The organism is Pantoea sp. paga (genome assembly GCF_007558755.1).
In the GTDB taxonomy this organism is placed as follows: Bacteria; Pseudomonadota; Gammaproteobacteria; order Enterobacterales; family Enterobacteriaceae; genus Pantoea; species Pantoea agglomerans.
In genome coordinates, this window is record NZ_VLTF01000001.1 from 489,938 (window position 1) to 509,532 (window position 19,595).

Consider the following 19,595-nt stretch of genomic DNA (forward strand, 5'->3'; position numbering starts at 1 on the left):
TCGGAATCGCCCACACTCTACCTGATAAAATCTGTTACGCAACTTAATTAGCACTCAGCCCGGACTTACGCCAGGTTTTCATCGATTACACCGATTTGTCACACCGCGTGACTCGCCAGTAATATAGAAAGGATTAGAGTGCTGTCAAACAGGAGTGAATAAATGCAGAGTTCAACTCAGGCTATTTCCCGCCAGGCGTTGCTGGAAAAGGCCAATGCGCTGATCAAAGAACATGATGATTATTTAGCGGGAATGCAGGCGGATGAGGTGATTCAGCAGGGAGATGTGCTGGTATTTCGCGGACCGTTTTTTCTTGATGCCGATGGACTGCCGACGGCTAAAACCACGGCGGTGTTTAACGTGTTCAAACACCTTGCCGTGGTGCTGTCGCCGCTATACCACCTGGAATAAAAAAAACCCGGCGCAGGCCGGGTTTCGCATCATCAGAGCAGAGGCTTCTCGCCGCGCTGCCAGAGTTTCAGCAGCAGGCGCTCTGCCACCGAGCCGGCGCTCTGCGTAAAGCGATCCATCACCTTACGGCGGCGGGCATAATGCACGCCGAGCACGCTGAACTTGTCCATCTGACAGATGATCAGATCATCGCTGGTGCCGATTTCGTCAATCAGGCCGAGGTCCAGCGCCTGGCGGCCATACCAGTGTTCACCGGTTGCCACCTGATCGATGTCGAGTGACGGGCGCATCTGGTGGACAAACTGCTTGAACAGCAGGTGCGTTTCGTCGAGATCTTCCTGGAACTTCTCACGTCCCTCTTCGGTGTTTTCACCAAACAGCGTCAGCGTGCGCTTGTACTGTCCGGCGGTATGCAGCTCAATATCAATATCGTTCCGTTTCAGCAGGCGGTTGAAATTGGGGATCTGCGCAACCACGCCGATGGAGCCAATAATCGAGAAAGGTGCCGCCACAATGCGATCGGCCACGCAGGCCATCATGTAACCGCCGCTGGCAGCCACTTTATCCACGGCCGCCGTGATGCGCAGACCCTGATCGCGCAGACGCTGCAACTGCGAGGCTGCCAGGCCATAGCCATGAACCACGCCGCCCGGGCTTTCAAGACGCAGCAGCACTTCATCGCCAGGCTGCTTCACGGCCAGCACGGCTGAAATCTCTTCGCGCAGTGAGGTCACCTCATGGGCGTCCATGCTGCCTTTGAAATCGAGCACATAGAGCGTGGGCTTCGCACTGTCTGCCTGCCCCTGCTTCGCCGCCTGCTTTTCCGCTTTGGCTTTCAGTTTTTCACTTTTCTTATGATTTTTCAGCCAGACTTTTTGTGCCTGAGGCTTCATTTTTGCCAGCTGCAAATCCTCTTTCATCTGTTGATAATCATCATCCAGATGAGTCAGCCGAAGCTGACCGTTTTGTGCCCGTTTGCGTAACGCGGCATTCATCACAATCATGACAATCACAGCGACGGCAACCACCAGTGTCACCACTTTCGCTAAAAACAGTCCATACGTTGAAATAAAATCCATAGGTCGCCTTAGTAAACAGAGAATCAAAAACAGTCCGCCAGTTTAGCCGTTTTGCCCCGCTTCGTCGCCTGAAATGCCAGCAGCTGGCACAGAATGCGTGGGTTGGCGATTGCGCCCATTCGTAAATTCAGGCATAAAGCGGAATCATGCTGTTTTCGCTGGAGGACCCCGCTGTGCATTATCAACCGAAAAGCGACCTGCTCAATCATCGCATTATCCTGGTCACTGGCGCTTCAGATGGCATTGGCCGGGAAGCGGCGCTGACTTATGCCCGCTATGGCGCAGAAGTGATCCTGATGGGCCGTAACCCTGAGAAGCTTCAGCAGGTCGAACAGGCGATCAATCAACTCAATCTCTGCTCTGCTCACACTGTGGTGTTCGATCTGGCCGAAGCGACACCAGAACGTTGCCAGCAGGTGGCAGAACAGCTGGCACAGCAGTTCCCGCGTCTTGACGGCGTGCTGCATAACGCCGGTATCCTCGGTGAGATTGTGCCGCTGGCTGAACTTGACCCACAGGTCTGGCAGCAGGTGATGAACATCAACCTGGACGCCACCTTCTTCCTGACGCAGGCGCTGTTGCCGCTGCTGTTAAAATCGGATGCCGGTTCACTGGTGTTTACCACCTCCAGCGTGGGCCGCACCGGTCGCGCGGGCTGGGGGGCTTACGCCGTCTCTAAATTTGCTACCGAAGGCATGATGCAGGTACTGGCTGATGAGTATAAGAACCAGCCGCTGCGGGTGAACTGTATTAATCCAGGGGGGACGCGAACCAAAATGCGTGCCAGCGCGTTCCCGCAGGAAGATGCCAATAAGCTGAAAACCCCTGCCGATTTGATGCCGCTCTACCTTTATCTGATGGGTGATGACAGCCGTCGCAAAACCGGGATCAGCTTTGATGCCCAGCCAGGCAGAAAACCGGGAGCCGCTGAATAATGGCTGACGATCGTCATCAACAGCGTCAGCAGCGATTAAAAGAACAGGTTGACGCGCGTATTGCTGCAGCCACGGAGGTTCGTGGCATCCTGATGGTCTTTACCGGCAATGGCAAAGGCAAAACCACTGCGGCCTTTGGCACGGCACTCCGCGCCACCGGTCATGGCAAACGCGCGGCGGCTATCCAGTTTATTAAAGGTGACTGGCCGAATGGCGAGCGCAACCTGCTGGAACAGCACGGTGTTGAATTTCAGGTGATGGCAACCGGCTTTACCTGGGATACGCAGAACCGCGAAACGGATACCGCCGCCTGTCTTGCGGTATGGCAACATGCAAAACGGATGCTGGCCGATGAGCAGCTGGATCTGGTGGTGCTCGACGAAATCACTTATATGGTCAGCATGGATTATCTGCCACTGGAAGAGCTGATAGTGGCCCTGCAACAGCGCCCGGCGCATCAGAGCGTCATCATTACCGGACGTGGCTGTCATCGCAGCCTGACTGAGATGGCGGATACGGTGACTGAGATGCGGCCGGTTAAGCACGCTTTTGATGCCGGGATACAGGCTCAACAGGGAATTGACTGGTAACAGAAAAAGAAAACGCAGCCCTGGGGCTGCGTTTTTAGCGATCGGGCAACGTGCTTAACCGGAGTTACGTTTGCTGCCCGGATTGCGGCGTGGTGCACGTGGGGTGCTGCTCACTTTACTGTGACGTTTCACGGCACGACGAATCTGGTTCGCTTTGGTGCGACGACGATCTTTCTCGACGACCAGTTTGGTGACCGTTTCATCATCCATTTCCACCAGGTTACGCAGGTAGTTAACCGCAGGCAGATCCAGTTCGGTCCAGCCACCGCGTGGCAGGCCTTTTGGTAAGGTGATATCGCCGTAGCGAACACGCATCAGACGACTGACCTGCACGCCGACCGCTTCCCATAAACGACGCACTTCACGGTTACGTCCTTCGGTCAGGGTCACGTTGTACCACTGGTTGATCCCTTCTCCACCGCCAAATTTCAGGGTTTTAAAGGCAGCCGGGCCATCTTCCAGCTGAACGCCCTTGCTCAGCTGACGAATTTTATCATCGTCGACCTGACCAAAGACGCGCACCGCATATTCACGTTCCACTTCACGGCTCGGATGCATCAGGCGGTTCGCCAGTTCACCGTCAGTGGTGAAGAGCATCAGGCCACAGGTGTTCACATCCAGACGGCCAACGGCAATCCAGCGTGAACCGCGCAGACGAGGCAGGCGGTCAAATACCGTTGGGCGCCCTTCAGGATCGCTGCGGGTACAGAGTTCACCTTCTGGTTTGTAGTAAGCCAGCACGCGGCAAACTTCGGTTGCTGATTCAGCAATCGAGACCAGATGACCATCAATACGGATTTTCAGAGATTTGCTGCTTTCGACGCGGTCGCCCAGGGTGGCGATCTTGCCGTCGACGCTGACACGGCCAGCGGCAATCATTGATTCGATTTCACGACGCGAGCCATGACCGGCACGCGCTAAGACTTTCTGTAACTTTTCGCTCATTGAGCTTCCTCTTTGTCGCCTTCCCAGGCGTCACGGTAGGGTGATAATTCTTTCTGAATCAACAGGTTAACCTATTAATTCGGCCCCATTATACAGACATTTACCCCTGAAGTAACGCGCTTTATGAGTGGGTTAATAGCCAATAAAGAAGAGTTGGCCTCAAATAGTTTTAACTCTATTAATCCTTAATACGCTTCTGAATAATGTGCGATCATCTGACAAGACCTTTGATTAATAAAATGCATCTATTGAAAACTTTATAGCTGATGACAATTAAATTTTCTTACCACTCAGGGGTCATCAAAATGATGTTCTGGTGATGAAAACCATAACACTATCTTACACTTCTATGGATTCATCCTTGCCTTTAATCTTCTTCATAAAACATTAAAATCAGCACAAAAAACTGCCGGATTGATTTTATCCATTACAAATGGTCGGTAAATATAAAAATGTCAGATTATTCTTAAGGCAGATTTATTTAAAACCTTATTTTTCATAACATTTGATTCTTATTAGCTTTAATAAATTGCACGACACTATTAAGCTGATATAATTTATTCCTGTAGCACAATAAAAAGCAGGACTCACGATAGAGGGGTCTTGCAACAATGAAGTCCGGCTTTTGTTATTCGTTTATAAAAATAGTCTTTTTACATTAATCCAATAAACCGGCGCATCCGGAGTTGTTGCGTTAATACGGTTCAGTGATGAACCTTGCTTGCATGTCAAAAATCTTCACCAGGGATTTCCCGACATGCCTGAATAAAGAAACCCATCATGAAAAACCTGTTGCTGTGCCCGGTGCTTGCTGCACTGGTGCTGAGCGGGTGTTCTGTGGGCCACACTGAGTACAGTCGTACGGCGATGCAGCACGTAGATATGAGCGTGACTGGCATTCCGACGATCCTCGGTCTCGGCACACTGGGCACCAGCATTCCTCTGACGCCTGAATATAGCCTGACGGCTGCGCACGTCGCCAAAACTGCCGTGCAGCGCGTCAAGTCTTATCACCCTTATTGCGACCTTGCGATTATTTATCACAAGAATGACGCCAGCACGCTGACTAAGTTCCGCAACAGCGACATCGGCGATCCGGTTAAAATGTATGGCTACAGCTTTATTTCGGCGATGCCGGTTGAATCGACGGGAGTTAATTTAGCCCGCACGGCAATTCGGAATAACTGGAATAAAAGTCCCTGTATAGCCATGGCCTCCAATGCAGGTGTTGTTCAGGGGATGTCGGGCGGCGGCGTTTATAACCGTGATGATACGCTGGGCGGCGTGATTGTTGGCTATTCTGACTCAATTAAAAATGGGCGTAATAACAAAGTGATCCTGAAAGATGTATCACTTTATATTCCTTACGGCCAGTTTAAAAGCTGGTTAGAGTCGAATCTGGCCCAGACACCGACACGCGGTGCCTGAGCCTGAGGGCTTACAGGAACGGGCGGGTATCGCCCACCCCTTCACGCACAATTTCCGGCGCATCGGTGGTCAGATCGACCACCGTGGTCGGCTGCTGGCCCAGCGTGCCGCCGTCGATAATCAGATCGACCAGCTTGCCGATGCTGTGCTGGATCTCTTCCGGATCGGACTCGGTGAAATCGTTGCCCGGCAGAATTAATGAGGTCGACATCATCGGCTGATTCAGTGCTTCCAGCAGCGCCAGCGCCACGGGATTAGAGGGCACGCGCAGACCAATGGTCTTACGTTTTTCATTCATCAGGCGGCGCGGCACCTCTTTGGTCGCCTTGAGAATAAAGGTGTAGTTGCCTGGCGTGTTGTTTTTCAGCAGGCGAAACGCTGAGTTGCCCACCTGCGAGTAGACCGACAGCTCAGAGAGATCGCGGCACATCAGGGTAAAGTTGTGGTGCCCGTCGAGCTGACGGATACGACAGATACGCTCCATCGCGCCCTTCTCCTCCAGCCGACAGCCCAGCGCATAGCCGGAATCGGTTGGATAAACAATGACGCTGCCTTTGTTCAGGTAGTCTACCGCCTGATTAATCAGGCGAGGCTGCGGGTTGTCCGGATGAATATGAAACAATTGACTCATAGAAACCTCGTGTCACCTTTCCGTGATTGCCAGGCCGGGAGCCAGATCAGGGAAGCGTTCCCAGACCGGCTCAACCGCCGCGGGCAGCCAGAGTTTGCGGCCCAGTTCAATCCACGGACAGGGTTGATGAAAATCAGAACCTTGTGATGCGGCCAGTTCATTATCTCTGGCGTATTGCGCCAGCGTCGTGCGCTCATTGGGTGGCTGCTGGCACTGCGCAACTTCCATCGCATCGCCGCCCGCTTCGCGGAAATGGGCGACCAGCCGCTTGAGCCACTTTGCCGATAGACCGTAACGGCCAGGATGCGCCAGCACAGCGCAGCCACCAGAATGATGAATCGCATCAATAGCTTGTTTAATTGTACACCATTGTGGCGGCACGTAACCGGTTTTGCCACGCGCCAGATAATTTTTGAACACCTGCACCATATTCTCTGCTTTACCCTGTTCAATCAGGAAGCGGGCAAAGTGACCGCGGGTAATGATGCCGCCATCAGCCAGTCGCGTGGCTCCCGCCAGCGCATCCGGGATACGTGCCTTCGCCAGTCGCTCACCAATCTCTTCTGCACGTGCCTGCCGACAGGCATGTTGTCCGGCCAGAAACGCCACCATCGCCGGATGGCGGATATCAATGTTGAGTCCCACGATATGAATCTCATGGTTTTCCCACAGGGTGGAGATTTCTGCGCCCGCCAGCACTTTTATCGGTAAATCGTGATCGATTGCCGTTTGCTGCGCTTCATCTACCCCTGCAACGCTGTCGTGATCGGTGATCGCCAGTACGCCGACGCGCATCTCAACCGCTCGCTGCACCAGGGCTGCTGGCGTCAGTAAGCCGTCGGAGGCACGCGTGTGGCTGTGTAAATCATAAACCGGGAAACGGGCGATATCGCTCAAGAGAACTCCTGCAAAAACTAAACCGGCCAGCATGATAACGATTTTCACGGTCAGTGAAAAAGTGTATTGACATTTCCGCCCTGAACCCGTTAACTAGTACACAAGTTCACACGTAACGGGTATTCAATCATGGCTGTTGTAATCACGCATTTAAACGGTTGGCGCGATGTTCCCGAAAACGGGCGACAGGGCCGTGCACACTTTGCGTAAACGCTGTGCTAATACCTGAGCCCGCCACCGAGCGGGCTTTTTTTTGAGCGAAATTCAGAGAAATCATCATGCCAAATGCGAAACCTACAGTGAAGTTGATTACCGGCACCGCACCCTACCGCGAAGATCCGGCCGCAGTGTTTCACCAGCTGTGCGGCGCACGTCCGGCAACCCTGCTGCTTGAATCCGCTGACATCGACAGCAAGCGCAACTTAAAAAGCCTGCTGATTGTCGACAGCGCGCTGCGCGTCAGCGCAATGGGCAACAATGTCACCGTTCAGGCGTTGTCAGAAAATGGCCGCGCCCTGCTGCCGCTGCTGGATGAGGCCCTGCCTGCGTCGGTCAGCAATCAGGTTCGCCCCGATGGACGCGAGCTGACTTTCCCCCAGAGCACCGACCATCAGCAGGATGAAGATTCCCGCCTCAAGGCACTGTCGGTGTTTGATGCACTGCGTCTGATTCCACAACTGGTCAACTCTCCTGCCGATGAACGCGAAGCCGTGCTGCTGGGTGGCCTGTTTGCTTATGATCTGGTTGCCGGTTTTGAAACCCTGCCGGAGCTGGGTAATCAGCAACGCTGCCCCGACTACTGTTTTTACCTGGCAGAAACCTTACTGGTGATCGATCACCAGACCCGCAGTGCGCGTCTGCAGGCCAGCCTGTTCTGCCCGTCCACCAGCGAGTTCCAGCGCCTGCAGCGCCGCATCGAGCAGTTGCACGGCCAGATGCTGCAGCCGGCACCGGCTCTGCCGGTCCAGCCGGTTGAACAGATGACGCTGACCACCAGCCAGAGTGATGAAGAGTATTGCGACGTAGTACGCACCCTGCAGCAGGCAGTTCGCATCGGCGAAATTTTCCAGGTCGTACCGTCACGCCGCTTCTCGTTGCCGTGCCCGTCGCCGCTGGCTGCTTATGAGACACTGAAAAACAGCAATCCCAGCCCCTACATGTTTTTCATGCAGGATCAGGATTTCTCTCTGTTTGGCGCGTCGCCGGAGAGTTCGCTGAAGTATGACGCCACCTCCCGTCAGATTGAGATCTACCCGATTGCCGGTACCCGCCCGCGTGGCCGCCATGCTGATGGCTCACTGGACCGCGATCTCGACAGCCGCATTGAGCTGGAGATGCGTACCGACCATAAAGAGCTGGCTGAACATCTGATGCTGGTGGATCTGGCGCGTAACGATCTGGCGCGAATCTGCGTGCCCGGCAGCCGTTACGTGGCTGACCTGACCAAAGTTGACCGCTACTCATTTGTGATGCATCTGGTTTCCCGCGTGGTGGGCACGCTGCGCGCGGACCTCGATGTGCTGCACGCGTATCGTGCCTGTATGAACATGGGCACGCTGAGCGGAGCACCAAAAGTTCGCGCCATGCAGTTGATTGCCGGGGCTGAACGCACCCGTCGCGGCAGCTACGGCGGCGCGGTGGGCTACTTCACCGCCCAGGGCGATCTCGATACCTGTATCGTTATCCGCTCCGCCTATGTAGAAGATGGCGTCGCCACCGTTCAGGCGGGCGCAGGTGTGGTGCTGGATTCTAATCCGCAGGCTGAAGCTGATGAAAGCCGCAACAAAGCGCGCGCCGTACTGCGCGCTATCGCGACTGCCCATCACTGCAAGGAGATCTTCTGATGGCCGATATTCTGCTGCTCGATAACATCGACTCTTTTACCTATAACCTGGTTGATCAGCTGCGCACCTTTGGTCACAACGTGGTGATCTATCGCAACAACCTGCCTGCCGAACTGTTAATTGAACAGCTGCAGCGGATGGAGAACCCGGTGCTGATGCTCTCTCCTGGTCCCGGCGCGCCAAAAGATGCTGGCTGTATGCCGGAGCTGCTGCGGGTGCTGCGTGGTCGTCTGCCAATTATCGGCATCTGTCTGGGTCACCAGGCGATTGTCGAAGCTTATGGCGGCCATGTGGGCCAGGCAGGCGAGATCCTGCATGGCAAAGCCTCTTCAATCGACCATGACGGCGAGGCGATGTTTACCGGTCTGAGCAATCCGCTGCCGGTGGCGCGCTACCACTCGCTGGTGGGCAGCAACACGCCGGATGAGCTGACGGTAAATGCCAGTTACAACGGGATGGTGATGGCCGTTCGCCATGAAACCGATCGCGTATGCGGATTTCAGTTCCATCCTGAATCGATTTTGACTTCTCAGGGCGCGCGCCTGCTTGAGCAGACGCTGGCCTGGGCGCTGGCGAAGTAACAGGGAGAATAAATATGCAACAGACACTGGAAAAACTTTACCAGGCGCAGACGCTGAATCAGGCTGAGAGTCATCAGCTGTTCAGCGCCATCATTACCGGACAGCTGGAACCAACGCAGCTCGCTGCCGCGCTGATCGCCATGAAAGTGCGCGGTGAAACGCCGGAAGAGATTGCCGGAGCCGCCACCGCGCTGCTGGAAGATGCCAAACCTTTTCCCCGCCCTGATTATGCGTTTGCCGACATTGTGGGCACCGGCGGCGATGGCAGTAACAGCATTAATATCTCGACAGCCAGCGCCTTTGTCGCCGCGACCTGCGGTCTGAAAGTGGCGAAGCACGGCAACCGCAGTGTCTCCAGCAAATCGGGCTCCTCCGATCTGCTGGCCGCCTTTGGCATCAATCTCGATATGCCCGCTGAACGGGCGCGCCAGGCGCTGGACGATCTGAATGTCTGCTTCCTGTTTGCGCCGCAGTATCACACCGGATTTCGCCACGCGATGCCGGTCCGCCAGCAGCTTAAGACCCGTACGCTGTTTAACGTGCTGGGCCCGCTGATCAACCCGGCACGCCCGCCACTGGCAGTGATTGGCGTCTACAGCCCGGAACTGGTAATGCCGATTGCCCAGACGCTGAAAGTGCTGGGTTATCAGCGCGCGGCGGTGGTTCACGGTGGCGGGATGGATGAAGTGGCGCTGCACGATGTAACCCATGTGGCCGAGCTGCGTGAAGGTGAAATTACGCGCTATCAGCTCTCGCCAGAGGACTTTGGTTTTGGCTTCCATCCCAAAGAGGCGCTGGCGGGCGGCACGCCGGAAGAAAATCGTGACATTCTGACCTCTTTACTCCAGGGTAATGGCCAGCAGGCCCATGAGGAGGCCGTCGCCGTCAACGTGGCGATGTTGCTTAAAGTATTCGGTCAGGAAGATCTGCGTGAAAACGCACAGCAGGCGCTTAACGCCATCCGCAGCGGACAGGCTTATGAGCGTGTTGTCGCACTGGCAGCAAGAGGATAATCATGAAAGGCACCGTGTTAGAAAAAATTGTTCAGGACAAAGCGATTTGGGTTGAAGCCCGTCAGCAGCAGCAGCCTCTCTCTACCTTTCAGAACAGCATTGAACCCGCCAGCCGTCATTTCTACGACGCGCTGCAGGGTGCAAGAACCGCGTTTATCCTGGAGTGTAAAAAGGCCTCTCCCTCGAAAGGCATTATTCGCGAGGATTTCGATCCAGCCGCCATTGCCGGGGTCTACCGCCATTACGCTTCCGCGGTGTCTGTGCTGACCGATGAAAAATATTTTCAGGGCGACTTCGCCTTTCTGCCGATTGTCAGCGCGGCCATCACCCAGCCGGTGCTGTGCAAAGATTTTATCATCGACCCTTATCAGATCTATCTGGCACGTTACTACCAGGCTGATGCGATTCTGCTGATGCTGTCAGTGCTGGATGATGAGCAGTATCGTCAGCTGGCCACCGTGGCGCACAGCCTGAAGATGGGCATTCTGACTGAAGTGAGTAATGAAGAGGAACTGGAGCGGGCTATCGCGCTGCAGGCCAAAGTCGTGGGTATCAACAACCGCGATCTGCGTGACCTCTCTATCGATCTTAACCGCACCCGTCAGCTGGCACCGCGCCTGTCGCACGGCGTCACGGTAATCAGCGAATCAGGCATTAACAGCTATGCCGATATTCGCGAGCTGAGCCACTTTGCCAACGGTTTCCTGATTGGTTCTGCACTGATGGAAGAGGCCGACCTGACCGCAGCGGTGCGTCGGGTCACGCTGGGCAGCAATAAAGTGTGCGGCCTGACCCGTGCCGAAGATGCGCGCGCCGCCTATGAAGCCGGGGCAATCTATGGCGGTCTGATCTTCGCGGAAGGTTCTCCGCGCCAGATTGACACCGCTACGGCGCAGACCGTGATCGCTGCGGCGCCGCTACGCTACGTCGGCGTGTTCCGCAATGCCGCTGTAAGTGACGTTGTCACGCAAACCGGTGCGCTTTCACTCGCTGCGGTGCAGTTGCATGGCAACGAGACGCCGGAGTTTGTGGCTGAACTGCGCGCGGCTCTGCCAGCAGAGATTCAAATCTGGAAGGCGCTGCGCATAGAAGGCATCTTACCGGCGCGCGACTGGCCTCATGTTGACCGTTATGTGTTTGATAATGGCGACGGCGGAACCGGACAGCGTTTCGACTGGTCACTGTTGCAGGGACAGACGCTCAACAATGTGCTGCTGGCCGGTGGCCTGAGCGCGGATAACTGTGTTGAAGCCGCACAGCTCGGCTGTGCCGGACTGGACTTCAACTCTGGCGTGGAAAGCGCGACTGGCATCAAAGATGCCCGTAAAATTGCCGCTGTGTTTCAGACACTGCGAGCCTACTGATTTGCCTGGCCTGCTCAACGGCGGGCCCGAGAAAGGAAGATAAAAAATGACGTTACTTAATCCCTACTTTGGCGAATTTGGCGGAATGTATGTTCCGCAAATCCTGATGCCAGCCCTGCGCCAGCTGGAACAGGCGTTTGTCGACGCCCAGAAAGATCCTGAGTTTCAGGCCGAGTTTACCGACCTGCTGAAGAACTATGCGGGTCGCCCTACCGCCCTGACGCTGTGCAAAAACCTGACTAAAGGCACCAAAACCCGCCTCTATCTTAAGCGTGAAGATCTGCTGCACGGTGGCGCGCACAAGACCAACCAGGTGCTGGGTCAGGCGTTGTTAGCCAGACGCATGGGCAAAAACGAAATCATTGCCGAAACCGGTGCGGGTCAGCACGGCGTAGCTTCAGCGCTGGCCTGTGCGCTGCTGGGCATGAAATGCCGCATCTATATGGGCGCAAAAGATGTGGAGCGTCAGTCACCCAACGTCTTCCGTATGCGTCTGATGGGCGCAGAAGTGATCCCGGTGCACAGCGGCTCCGCCACGCTGAAAGATGCCTGTAACGAAGCGCTGCGCGACTGGTCTGGCAGCTACGAGACATCACACTATATGCTCGGCACCGCGGCGGGTCCGCATCCCTTCCCGACGATTGTGCGTGAGTTCCAGCGCATGATTGGCGAAGAGACTAAAAAGCAGATTCTGGAAAGAGAAGGTCGCCTGCCCGATGCGATCCTCGCCTGTGTGGGCGGCGGCTCCAATGCCATCGGCATGTTTGCCGACTTTATCGATGAGACCAGCGTGAAGCTGATCGGCGTAGAGCCTGCGGGCCACGGCATTGAGACCGGCGAGCATGGCGCGCCGCTCAAGCACGGTCGCGTCGGCATCTACTTCGGTATGAAATCGCCGATGATGCAGACCCATGATGGCCAGATTGAGGAGTCTTACTCGATCTCTGCCGGTCTCGACTTCCCGTCGGTAGGCCCGCAGCATGCGCACCTGAACAGCATCGGTCGTGCGGAATATGTCTCCATCACCGATAACGAAGCGCTGGCCGCCTTTAAACAGCTCTGTCGCGATGAAGGTATTATTCCGGCGCTGGAGTCATCCCACGCCCTGGCGCACGCGATGAAGATGATTCAGGCTGAGCCGGAAAAAGAGCAGTTGATTGTGGTCAACCTCTCTGGCCGCGGCGACAAAGATATTTTCACCGTTCATGACATTTTGACAGCGCAGGGAGAAATCTGATGGAACGTTACAATCAACTGTTTACGCGTCTGTCAGCGAATAACGAAGGGGCTTTCGTTCCTTTTGTTACGCTGGGCGATCCGTCACCGGAGCTTTCACTGCGCGTGATTGACGCCCTGGTTGAAGGAGGCGCGGATGCACTGGAGCTGGGTATTCCCTTCTCCGATCCCCTTGCAGATGGCCCGACCATCCAGAACGCGACGTTACGCGCCTTTGCGGCGGGCACTAACACCAGCCAATGCTTTGAAATGCTGGCCACTATCCGCCGTAAGTATCCGGATCTGCCGATTGGATTGCTGATGTACGCCAATCTGGTCTTCACCAACGGTGTGGATGAGTTCTATGCCCGTTGTGCAGAGGCGGGTGTGGATTCGGTGCTGGTGGCGGATGTGCCCGTTGAAGAGTCCGCGCCCTTCCGTCAGGCGGCGCTGCGTCATGGCGTGGCACCCATCTTCATCTGTCCGCCTAACGCCAGCGATGAGCTGCTGCGCGAGATCGCTTCACACGGACGGGGTTACACCTACCTGCTGTCGCGCGCGGGCGTGACCGGTGCTGAAAACCGCGCCAGCCTGCCGTTGCAGCATCTGATCGACAAGCTGCGTGAATACCATGCAGCCCCGCCGCTGCAGGGCTTTGGTATCTCTGAGCCTGAACAGGTGAAGGAAGCGATCGCTGCGGGCGCTGCGGGCGCGATCTCCGGTTCTGCGATTGTCAGAATCATCGAAAATCATCATTCAGAGCCTGAGGTGATGCTGAGCGAGCTGAAGAACTTTGTCAGCCGCCTTAAAGCCGCCAGCCGTTAATCCTGCCAGCATGCCTTATCGCGCGATAAGGCATGATTTGTTTCCTTTTTTTTCATTCCCCCATTTGCCCTTTTTGCAAAATCTGCACCACAATGACAATGCGCCGTTACGGTAACGTCGCATCCATTTTGTGACAGGGAGAGAAAGCAATGAAATTCGTTAAACTGCTGACAGGTGCTGTACTGGCGGGCGTGGTTGCGCTGACACTGAGCGCCTGTGCGCCAACCGCAACCAAAGAGGGAACCGGTGGCTATATTGATGACACCGTGGTGACCACAAAAGTTAAAGGTGAACTGCTGAAAGATGACTCACTGAAATCAACTGAAATCAACGTAGAAACCTTTAAAGGTAAAGTTCAGCTGAGCGGTTTTGTTTCATCACCACAGATGGCTAATCGTGCCGTTCAGGTTACGCGCAGCGTGGCGGGCGTGAAGTCCGTGGTAAACAATATGCAGATCAAATAACGTCTTAACAGACAAAAAAGGCCGCTGATTCAGCGGCCTTTTTATCGTCTTTATCATCAGAAACGGTAACCCGCACCGAAGAAGAAGACCCAGGGATCGATGCGCATATTGATATTCTGCTGCTCGCCACCCGCTTTAAACTTCACTTCCGTATCAATATCCATGTACCACACCGACGCATTCAGCATCCAGTCACGGTTAATCTGATAATCCAGACCGACCTGACCCGCCACACCCCAGGAATCCTTCACGCTGAGATCGGTCAGGCCCGCATCGCGGCCCGTTTGATTGAAATCGGCATCGTAAAAGGTGGTGTAGTTGATACCCACGCCAACGTAAGGACGCGCTTTGCTCTTGCTGTCAAAGAAGTAGTACTGCGCCATCAGCGTAGGCGGTAACTGGCGTACCGTTGCCAGTGTTCCGGTCGGGCCCAGGCCCACTTTGTGACGGAACGGTGTGGCGGCCAGTAATTCGACACCAATGTTGTCTGTTGCCATGTAAGTAAAGGTCAGGCCCAGCTGCGTATCGTTGGATGCGCTGAACTCGCCCATCCCTAACACATTATCGGAACCTTCGGTGGGCCGGACGGTGGCACTGCCGGCACGCATAAAGAAGTCGCCTGCTTCGTGGGCCATTGCCAGCTGGGGTAAAGCCAGAGCCAGCAGCATCGCGCATTTTGCCAGTTTCATCATCACTCCTTTGCTTAATGTTAATGTCGCGAACGTCATCGCTTTTTTGCTGGCAAATATTTAACGTGATTTACAGAAAATTGCACTCTGTACCTTTCAGATAAATTACTTAAAAAACAATGAATTGATTTAGATCAATTTCGGCTCAGGCTGGCGCAGCAAAATTCCCCTTGCTGAATAATTTCGCCGGGCCTATTTTGCTTATCTTCTCTGGTGATTTTGGTTCGATGCCCTGGGAGGGGCGGGTGATCAAATGAGTGAAATAACTAACCCTTGTGTCAGCTGTGGCGCCTGCTGCGCCCATTTCCGCGTCTCATTTTACTGGGCCGAAGCCGATGATGCCGGCGGCCCGGTGCCGACCGCATTAACCGAACCGCTCAGCCTGTTAATGCGCAATATGCGTGGAACGAACGATCGCGCGCCGCGCTGCGTTGCCCTTGAAGGCGACATTGGCGGCTGTGTCTCGTGCGGAATTTACGAACAACGTCCGACGCCCTGTCGGGAATTTTCGATGTCGGGCGAAGCGGGTATCCACAATGAAGCCTGCGATCGCGCCCGCGCCCGGTATGGCCTTCCCGCCCTTTTTTCTCCATCTTTACCTGTCATGACAGAAAGTTATGCCGCAGCGGGTGCCCGCGAGCTGCCAGAACATGTACAATCGCCGGGTTAATTAACCCGGTTCCTCAAAGGAGTGTACATGTCTATCACGGCAAGCTCGTTATACCGTGACACAGGAAATTTCGCGCGCCATCAACTGGCTACGGTGCTGTTGATGTCGCTGCTGGCCGCTTTTATCACCGTCATGCTGGTGCATGTGCTGACGCCGGGTGCCGATCAGATGGCCCTCCTGCAACAGGGTGACGATAGCGCCGGTTCGCTGTTTGAGATGGTGCAGAATATGTCACCGGAACAGCAGCAGGTGCTGCTGCGCGCCTCGGCGGCCAGCACCTTCGCTGCGCTGATGGGGAACACGCTGCTGCTCGGCGGAATGCTCTATCTGATCCCGATGGTCTCTTCCGGCCAGCGTGTCAGTGCGTTGCGGGCGATTGGTGCTTCAGCGCCGCTGCTGCCAAAGCTGCTGCTGCTCACCTTCCTGATGACGCTGGTGGCGCAACTGGGCTTTATGGTGCTGGTAGTGCCAGGCATTCTGCTGACGATTCTGCTGTCGCTGGCTCCGGTGATGGTGGCCAGTGAGAAGATGGGTGTCTTTGCCGCCATGCGGGCCAGCATGCGGATGGCGTGGAAGAATGTGAAGCTGATTGCCCCCGCTATTCTGCTCTGGCTGCTGGCCAAAGTGGTGGTGATGCTGTTCTTCTCTTCGCTGACGGTTTTACCGCTGAATGTCTCGTCGGTGATTTTCACCGCGGCAGGCAATGTGGTTTCGGCGATGTTGATTATCTATCTTTATCGGCTCTATATGCTGTTACGTTGATTGACGATGTGCCTTCGGGCACATTTGCAGCCAACTCTGAATGGAAAAACTATGAAGCAGCTACTCGACTTTCTTCCCCTGGTGGTCTTTTTCATCTTCTACAAGCTGTATGACATTTTTGTCGCCTCGGGCGCGCTGATTGTCGCGACCGGCCTGGCGCTGGTTGTCAGCTGGGTGCTCTATCGCAAGCTGGAAAAGATGACAATTTTCACCTTTGTGCTGGTGGCGGTCTTTGGCACCCTGACGCTGGTATTCCACAACGATGAGTTCATTAAGTGGAAAGTTACGGTTATCTACAGCCTGTTTGCCGCCGCCCTGCTCTACAGTCAGTGGTTTATGGAGCAGACGCTGATTCAGCGCATGCTGGGCAAAGAGTTACAACTGCCCGATGCGGTCTGGCGTCGGCTCAACGTTGCCTGGGCGCTGTTCTTCTTCATCTGCGGCCTGGTAAACATCTATGTCGCCTTTTGGTTATCTCAGGCGTTTTGGGTTAACTTTAAAGTGTTCGGTCTTTCCGGTCTGACCTTACTGTTTACGCTGCTCAGCGGGCTTTACATCTGGCGACAGATGCCGCAGCAGGAACAAAAATAATCATCTGCCCGGTCCGCCGGGCATTTTTTTAGCATTCACCTGCATAGAAGTGGAAGCAATGGGCGAAAAACATACATTGCCGAAAGGCGAAATGGTGCTGCGTACGCTCGCCATGCCAGCAGACACCAACGCCAACGGCGATATTTTTGGTGGCTGGCTGATGTCACAGATGGATATGGGTGGCGCTATCCTGGCGAAAGAGATCGCTGAAGGACGCGTGGTGACGGTTCGCGTTGACGGCATGTCATTTATGAAGCCCGTCGCGGTGGGCGATGTGGTGAGCTGCCATGCGAGCTGTCTTCGTACCGGCAACAGCTCCATGACGATCAATGTTGAAGTGTGGATCAAAAAAGTGTCGTCTGAGCCGATTGGACAAACTTACATTGCGACTGAAGCGGTGTTTATTTATGTGGCGGTCGACAATGAGGGCAATTCCCGTCCTCTGCCAGCCGGTCGCGCTAACCAGCAACCCGGCGAATGAAAAACAGGTCAGGCTGTTTCAGCCTGACCTGACGCATTATTCTATGCTGGCCCCACCATTAATCTTAAACACGATATTCATGGTCAGACCCTGCCCTGGCCGTCCGCTCTGATAGCGCCACTTTTTCATCGCCTGCTTAACTTCACGCTCAAACATATTGCGCGGCTCAGCAGAGAGGATCTGGATGTTATCCACCCGTCCCTCACTATCCACATCAAACTTCACCCGTACCCGCCCCTCTACACGCAGTGCAAATGCGCGTTGTGGATAGCCAGGTTTACTGACGTTCAGTGCTTTTGGGCCGGTTGAGGCCGATGAGGTGGGTGACGGCGTAGATTTTGGCGCCGTGGTCGGTTTGTTCTGCGTCGCCGGGGCTTCCTGCTTAAACGGATCGGCCTGCGGTTTGCTCTCCTGACGCGGCTTCACCTCGCGTTTAGGCTGCTCCCGCTTGTGCTCTGGTTTCGGTCTGGGCTTTGGCTTAGGCTCAGGTTTGGGAATCGGCACCGGCTCCGCTTTCGGCGGTTCGGGCACGGGCTGAGGTTCCGGCACCGGTTCAGGTTCTGGCTTAGGCTCGGGCTGTGGCGCAGGCGGCTCCACGATGGCCGGTGCAGGTTCAGGCTGGACTTCAGGGGCGACCATGGTAACGCTGATAGGCTGCGACGCTTTGGGCACCTCAATCACCTGCTGGAATGAAGCATACAGAATTCCGGCTATCACGGCCCCATGCAAAGCAACAGACAACAACATGGAGACAGGCGTGCGTTTAGGTAATGGCATAGTCAGCGTGGTCATAACAGTCGCAGTGATTGAATGAAGCAGCGATTTTAAATGCAAATAGCAATCAGTTTCAATAACTCCCGCCATCCGGCCTGAAGAAAAGCGCTTTTTAGCCCTTTATGCTGAGCCATTAACCACGCTGAGGTTTCGTTTGCACTCTGATGGGCAATCCCTTAACGTGTTGCGAAATTCTGGTTAATGGGAGTTCCTTAGTGCTTTACGTCATTTATGCAGAAGATACTGCAGATTCACTGGAAAAACGTAATGCCGTGCGCCCTGCCCATCTGGCACGGCTCAAACTGCTGCAGGAAGAGGGACGCCTGATCATTGCAGGCCCGATGCCTGCTGTCGACAGCAACGATCCTGGTGTAGCGGGCTTTACCGGCTCAACCGTGATTGCTGAATTCCCGTCATTAGAAGAAGCACAATCCTGGGCACAGGATGACCCCTACTTCGCGGCGGGCGTCTATAAGCAGGTTTCGGTTAAACCGTTTAAACGCGTCTTCTGATCGTGAGTCAGCAGTGAAAATGGCTTCTGTGCCTGGCACAGAAGCCATTTTTATTTTGATCGTTTAAGAGAGAAAAGATGCAGATAATCATTCTGGGGCTACTGGCCATTATCGCTTTACTGATCGGCAGCGCGGTTTATCTCTGGCGCACTCAGGGCTGGCGTAATAAAAAGCAGTGGATTGTCATGCTGATCGTGCTGGCGGCGGCACTGCAGCTTGTGAACGTGACGCTGGTGATGACGACACAACGTCTCGCTGGTTAATCAGCCTGAGATTTCATTGCGACAGAGCAGCACATAACGCTCTGTCGCAGCGACCGGCCGGTCTGAATATTCTGCCTCGCGAATAAACGCAGCGACCAACTGATCTTATTAAATTAAAGCGTTGTTCTGAACGACATTGATAATAAACCGGCAGTATACCGCCCTGGTCTTTCAGTAATACACGCTCTCTTTATTTTCCCGCCGCAGGCATATTTTCAGCGATGAGTTAACCGCGATCCAGAATCAGGCCAATCAGCGCATGATAGTGCTGTTCTTCTTCCGGACTGGTGACATGCTGTAAACGGCCGATCAATTTTGAGCAGATCGCTTTACGATTCAGACTACGACCCGAACTGATAATTTCCGTCACGACGGAGCCAAGAATGGCCTGTTGTGAGGGCTGCGCGGCGCTGTGTAAATAGGCGGAGATGTCAGAGACTGAAGCGGGAATACGAACGTTAGCCTGCATGGTTGACCCTCATAGAATTCATATAAGATTACTAACCGATGCAATAAAGTTACACAACAACGAGCTATCTGTACAGATATTTAGCTTAAAAAATCAGACTATCATGATTCAATGGCAACAAATTCATAAATAACAGCACATTACAATAATGCAAAGTTGTAC

At 54.6% G+C, this 19,595-nt stretch carries 22 protein-coding genes, 1 pseudogene and 1 other annotated feature; of the genes and pseudogenes, 16 read left to right on the plus strand and 7 right to left on the minus strand.

Features of this window, described 5'->3' with window-relative positions:
- The first annotated feature begins 162 nt into the window (after positions 1-162).
- Positions 163-411, plus strand: coding sequence for a YciN family protein (locus FOV68_RS02305; protein ID WP_031591591.1), 249 nt, complete (start codon positions 163-165; stop codon positions 409-411).
- Between the two features lie 32 nt (positions 412-443).
- On the opposite strand, the gene sohB is transcribed toward FOV68_RS02305, so the two are convergent.
- Positions 444-1,490 carry a protease SohB gene (gene sohB, locus FOV68_RS02310; protein ID WP_143990256.1) on the minus strand — a complete coding sequence of 349 codons (1,047 nt, stop codon included), beginning with the start codon at positions 1,488-1,490 and terminating at the stop codon, positions 444-446.
- A gap of 173 nt (positions 1,491-1,663) precedes the next feature.
- Here sohB and FOV68_RS02315 point away from each other — a divergent pair, with 173 nt between their 5' ends.
- Positions 1,664-2,425: a YciK family oxidoreductase gene (locus FOV68_RS02315; RefSeq protein WP_143990257.1), complete on the plus strand. Its 762-nt coding sequence runs from the start codon at positions 1,664-1,666 to the stop codon at positions 2,423-2,425.
- Positions 2,425-3,015, plus strand: coding sequence for a cob(I)yrinic acid a,c-diamide adenosyltransferase (gene cobO / locus FOV68_RS02320; protein ID WP_031591595.1), 591 nt, complete (start codon positions 2,425-2,427; stop codon positions 3,013-3,015). The genes FOV68_RS02315 and cobO overlap by 1 nt, the downstream gene beginning before the upstream one ends.
- Positions 3,016-3,069: 54 nt before the next feature.
- On the opposite strand, the gene rluB is transcribed toward cobO, so the two are convergent.
- On the minus strand, positions 3,070-3,960 hold the full coding sequence (gene rluB / locus FOV68_RS02325) for a 23S rRNA pseudouridine(2605) synthase RluB (RefSeq protein ID WP_010670251.1): 891 nt from the start codon (positions 3,958-3,960) through the stop codon (positions 3,070-3,072).
- A 780-nt stretch (positions 3,961-4,740) separates the two neighbouring features.
- Here rluB and FOV68_RS02330 point away from each other — a divergent pair.
- Positions 4,741-5,388 carry a serine protease gene (locus FOV68_RS02330; protein ID WP_039386281.1) on the plus strand — a complete coding sequence of 216 codons (648 nt, stop codon included), beginning with the start codon at positions 4,741-4,743 and terminating at the stop codon, positions 5,386-5,388.
- 10 nt (positions 5,389-5,398) lie between these two features.
- Here FOV68_RS02330 and FOV68_RS02335 read toward each other — a convergent pair whose 3' ends face one another.
- Both FOV68_RS02335 and FOV68_RS02340 read right to left on the minus strand, forming a co-directional pair.
- Entirely contained in the window at positions 5,399-6,019 is a 621-nt protein-coding gene (locus FOV68_RS02335) for an L-threonylcarbamoyladenylate synthase (protein WP_003853883.1), read from the minus strand.
- 12 nt (positions 6,020-6,031) lie between these two features.
- Positions 6,032-6,949: a PHP domain-containing protein gene (locus FOV68_RS02340; protein ID WP_168769777.1), complete on the minus strand. Its 918-nt coding sequence runs from the start codon at positions 6,947-6,949 to the stop codon at positions 6,032-6,034.
- A 120-nt stretch (positions 6,950-7,069) separates the two neighbouring features.
- Positions 7,070-7,171: a sequence feature (Trp leader region), on the plus strand.
- A 23-nt stretch (positions 7,172-7,194) separates the two neighbouring features.
- On the opposite strand from FOV68_RS02340, the gene FOV68_RS02345 reads away from it, so the two are divergent.
- From FOV68_RS02345 to FOV68_RS02375, 6 genes and pseudogenes are all read left to right on the plus strand, one after another.
- On the plus strand, positions 7,195-8,760 hold the full coding sequence (locus FOV68_RS02345) for an anthranilate synthase component 1 (RefSeq protein ID WP_143990258.1): 1,566 nt from the start codon (positions 7,195-7,197) through the stop codon (positions 8,758-8,760).
- Positions 8,760-10,354: pseudogene (trpD, locus tag FOV68_RS24245) on the plus strand (bifunctional anthranilate synthase glutamate amidotransferase component TrpG/anthranilate phosphoribosyltransferase TrpD). Before FOV68_RS02345 ends, trpD begins: the two are co-directional and overlap by 1 nt.
- 2 nt (positions 10,355-10,356) lie before the next feature.
- Complete coding sequence (gene trpCF, locus FOV68_RS02360) at positions 10,357-11,718, plus strand: bifunctional indole-3-glycerol-phosphate synthase TrpC/phosphoribosylanthranilate isomerase TrpF (protein WP_143990259.1); 1,362 nt, start codon at positions 10,357-10,359, stop codon at positions 11,716-11,718.
- Positions 11,719-11,764: 46 nt separating this feature from the next.
- Positions 11,765-12,955, plus strand: a complete 1,191-nt coding sequence (gene trpB, locus FOV68_RS02365) for a tryptophan synthase subunit beta (protein ID WP_083067927.1) — start codon at positions 11,765-11,767, stop codon at positions 12,953-12,955.
- Entirely contained in the window at positions 12,955-13,758 is an 804-nt protein-coding gene (gene trpA, locus FOV68_RS02370) for a tryptophan synthase subunit alpha (RefSeq protein WP_143990260.1), read from the plus strand. The genes trpB and trpA overlap by 1 nt, the downstream gene beginning before the upstream one ends.
- A gap of 149 nt (positions 13,759-13,907) precedes the next feature.
- On the plus strand, positions 13,908-14,222 hold the full coding sequence (locus FOV68_RS02375) for a BON domain-containing protein (protein ID WP_010244430.1): 315 nt from the start codon (positions 13,908-13,910) through the stop codon (positions 14,220-14,222).
- Positions 14,223-14,278: 56 nt separating this feature from the next.
- On the opposite strand, the gene ompW is transcribed toward FOV68_RS02375, so the two are convergent.
- Positions 14,279-14,914, minus strand: coding sequence for an outer membrane protein OmpW (ompW, locus tag FOV68_RS02380; RefSeq protein ID WP_031593125.1), 636 nt, complete (start codon positions 14,912-14,914; stop codon positions 14,279-14,281).
- A 250-nt stretch (positions 14,915-15,164) separates the two neighbouring features.
- On the opposite strand from ompW, the gene FOV68_RS02385 reads away from it, so the two are divergent.
- Genes FOV68_RS02385 through yciA form a run of 4 tightly spaced genes read left to right on the plus strand, consistent with a single transcriptional unit; the run spans position 15,165 to position 17,415 of the window.
- Entirely contained in the window at positions 15,165-15,581 is a 417-nt protein-coding gene (locus FOV68_RS02385; RefSeq protein ID WP_086905917.1) for a YkgJ family cysteine cluster protein, read from the plus strand.
- A 27-nt stretch (positions 15,582-15,608) separates the two neighbouring features.
- Positions 15,609-16,343: a YciC family protein gene (locus FOV68_RS02390; protein WP_010244420.1), complete on the plus strand. Its 735-nt coding sequence runs from the start codon at positions 15,609-15,611 to the stop codon at positions 16,341-16,343.
- 51 nt (positions 16,344-16,394) lie between these two features.
- Positions 16,395-16,934, plus strand: a complete 540-nt coding sequence (locus FOV68_RS02395; RefSeq protein WP_010244416.1) for a septation protein A — start codon at positions 16,395-16,397, stop codon at positions 16,932-16,934.
- Between the two features lie 58 nt (positions 16,935-16,992).
- Positions 16,993-17,415: an acyl-CoA thioester hydrolase YciA gene (yciA, locus tag FOV68_RS02400; protein WP_010244413.1), complete on the plus strand. Its 423-nt coding sequence runs from the start codon at positions 16,993-16,995 to the stop codon at positions 17,413-17,415.
- Positions 17,416-17,451: 36 nt separating this feature from the next.
- Here the strand turns inward: yciA and tonB are convergent, their stop codons facing one another.
- The gene (gene tonB / locus FOV68_RS02405) at positions 17,452-18,207 is read right to left on the minus strand and encodes a TonB system transport protein TonB (protein ID WP_069026349.1); all 756 of its coding nucleotides are present in this window, start codon (positions 18,205-18,207) and stop codon (positions 17,452-17,454) included.
- A 197-nt stretch (positions 18,208-18,404) separates the two neighbouring features.
- On the opposite strand from tonB, the gene FOV68_RS02410 reads away from it, so the two are divergent.
- Both FOV68_RS02410 and FOV68_RS02415 read left to right on the plus strand, forming a co-directional pair.
- A complete protein-coding gene (locus FOV68_RS02410) occupies positions 18,405-18,701 on the plus strand; it encodes a YciI family protein (protein WP_010244407.1) in 297 nt (98 codons plus the stop codon).
- A gap of 77 nt (positions 18,702-18,778) precedes the next feature.
- Complete coding sequence (locus tag FOV68_RS02415; protein ID WP_039386262.1) at positions 18,779-18,964, plus strand: hypothetical protein; 186 nt, start codon at positions 18,779-18,781, stop codon at positions 18,962-18,964.
- Between the two features lie 226 nt (positions 18,965-19,190).
- Here the strand turns inward: FOV68_RS02415 and ycgZ are convergent, their stop codons facing one another.
- Positions 19,191-19,433 (minus strand): regulatory protein YcgZ, encoded by a 243-nt coding sequence (gene ycgZ / locus FOV68_RS02420; protein WP_031593131.1) that lies wholly within the window; start codon positions 19,431-19,433, stop codon positions 19,191-19,193.
- Positions 19,434-19,595: the final 162 nt, after the last annotated feature.

Bases quoted from the DNA above. Each gene is read 5' to 3' on its own strand.
- FOV68_RS02305 (WP_031591591.1), top strand. From the start codon at position 163: ATGCAGAGTTCAACTCAGGCTATTTCCCGCCAGGCGTTGCTGGAAAAG.
- sohB (WP_143990256.1), bottom strand. From the start codon at position 1,490: ATGGATTTTATTTCAACGTATGGACTGTTTTTAGCGAAAGTGGTGACA.
- cobO (WP_031591595.1), top strand. From the start codon at position 2,425: ATGGCTGACGATCGTCATCAACAGCGTCAGCAGCGATTAAAAGAACAG.
- rluB (WP_010670251.1), bottom strand. From the start codon at position 3,960: ATGAGCGAAAAGTTACAGAAAGTCTTAGCGCGTGCCGGTCATGGCTCG.
- FOV68_RS02330 (WP_039386281.1), top strand. From the start codon at position 4,741: ATGAAAAACCTGTTGCTGTGCCCGGTGCTTGCTGCACTGGTGCTGAGC.
- FOV68_RS02335 (WP_003853883.1), bottom strand. From the start codon at position 6,019: ATGAGTCAATTGTTTCATATTCATCCGGACAACCCGCAGCCTCGCCTG.
- FOV68_RS02340 (WP_168769777.1), bottom strand. From the start codon at position 6,949: ATGCTGGCCGGTTTAGTTTTTGCAGGAGTTCTCTTGAGCGATATCGCC.
- FOV68_RS02345 (WP_143990258.1), top strand. From the start codon at position 7,195: ATGCCAAATGCGAAACCTACAGTGAAGTTGATTACCGGCACCGCACCC.
- trpCF (WP_143990259.1), top strand. From the start codon at position 10,357: ATGAAAGGCACCGTGTTAGAAAAAATTGTTCAGGACAAAGCGATTTGG.
- trpB (WP_083067927.1), top strand. From the start codon at position 11,765: ATGACGTTACTTAATCCCTACTTTGGCGAATTTGGCGGAATGTATGTT.
- trpA (WP_143990260.1), top strand. From the start codon at position 12,955: ATGGAACGTTACAATCAACTGTTTACGCGTCTGTCAGCGAATAACGAA.
- FOV68_RS02375 (WP_010244430.1), top strand. From the start codon at position 13,908: ATGAAATTCGTTAAACTGCTGACAGGTGCTGTACTGGCGGGCGTGGTT.
- ompW (WP_031593125.1), bottom strand. From the start codon at position 14,914: ATGATGAAACTGGCAAAATGCGCGATGCTGCTGGCTCTGGCTTTACCC.
- FOV68_RS02385 (WP_086905917.1), top strand. From the start codon at position 15,165: ATGAGTGAAATAACTAACCCTTGTGTCAGCTGTGGCGCCTGCTGCGCC.
- FOV68_RS02390 (WP_010244420.1), top strand. From the start codon at position 15,609: ATGTCTATCACGGCAAGCTCGTTATACCGTGACACAGGAAATTTCGCG.
- FOV68_RS02395 (WP_010244416.1), top strand. From the start codon at position 16,395: ATGAAGCAGCTACTCGACTTTCTTCCCCTGGTGGTCTTTTTCATCTTC.
- yciA (WP_010244413.1), top strand. From the start codon at position 16,993: ATGGGCGAAAAACATACATTGCCGAAAGGCGAAATGGTGCTGCGTACG.
- tonB (WP_069026349.1), bottom strand. From the start codon at position 18,207: ATGACCACGCTGACTATGCCATTACCTAAACGCACGCCTGTCTCCATG.
- FOV68_RS02415 (WP_039386262.1), top strand. From the start codon at position 18,779: ATGCAGATAATCATTCTGGGGCTACTGGCCATTATCGCTTTACTGATC.
- ycgZ (WP_031593131.1), bottom strand. From the start codon at position 19,433: ATGCAGGCTAACGTTCGTATTCCCGCTTCAGTCTCTGACATCTCCGCC.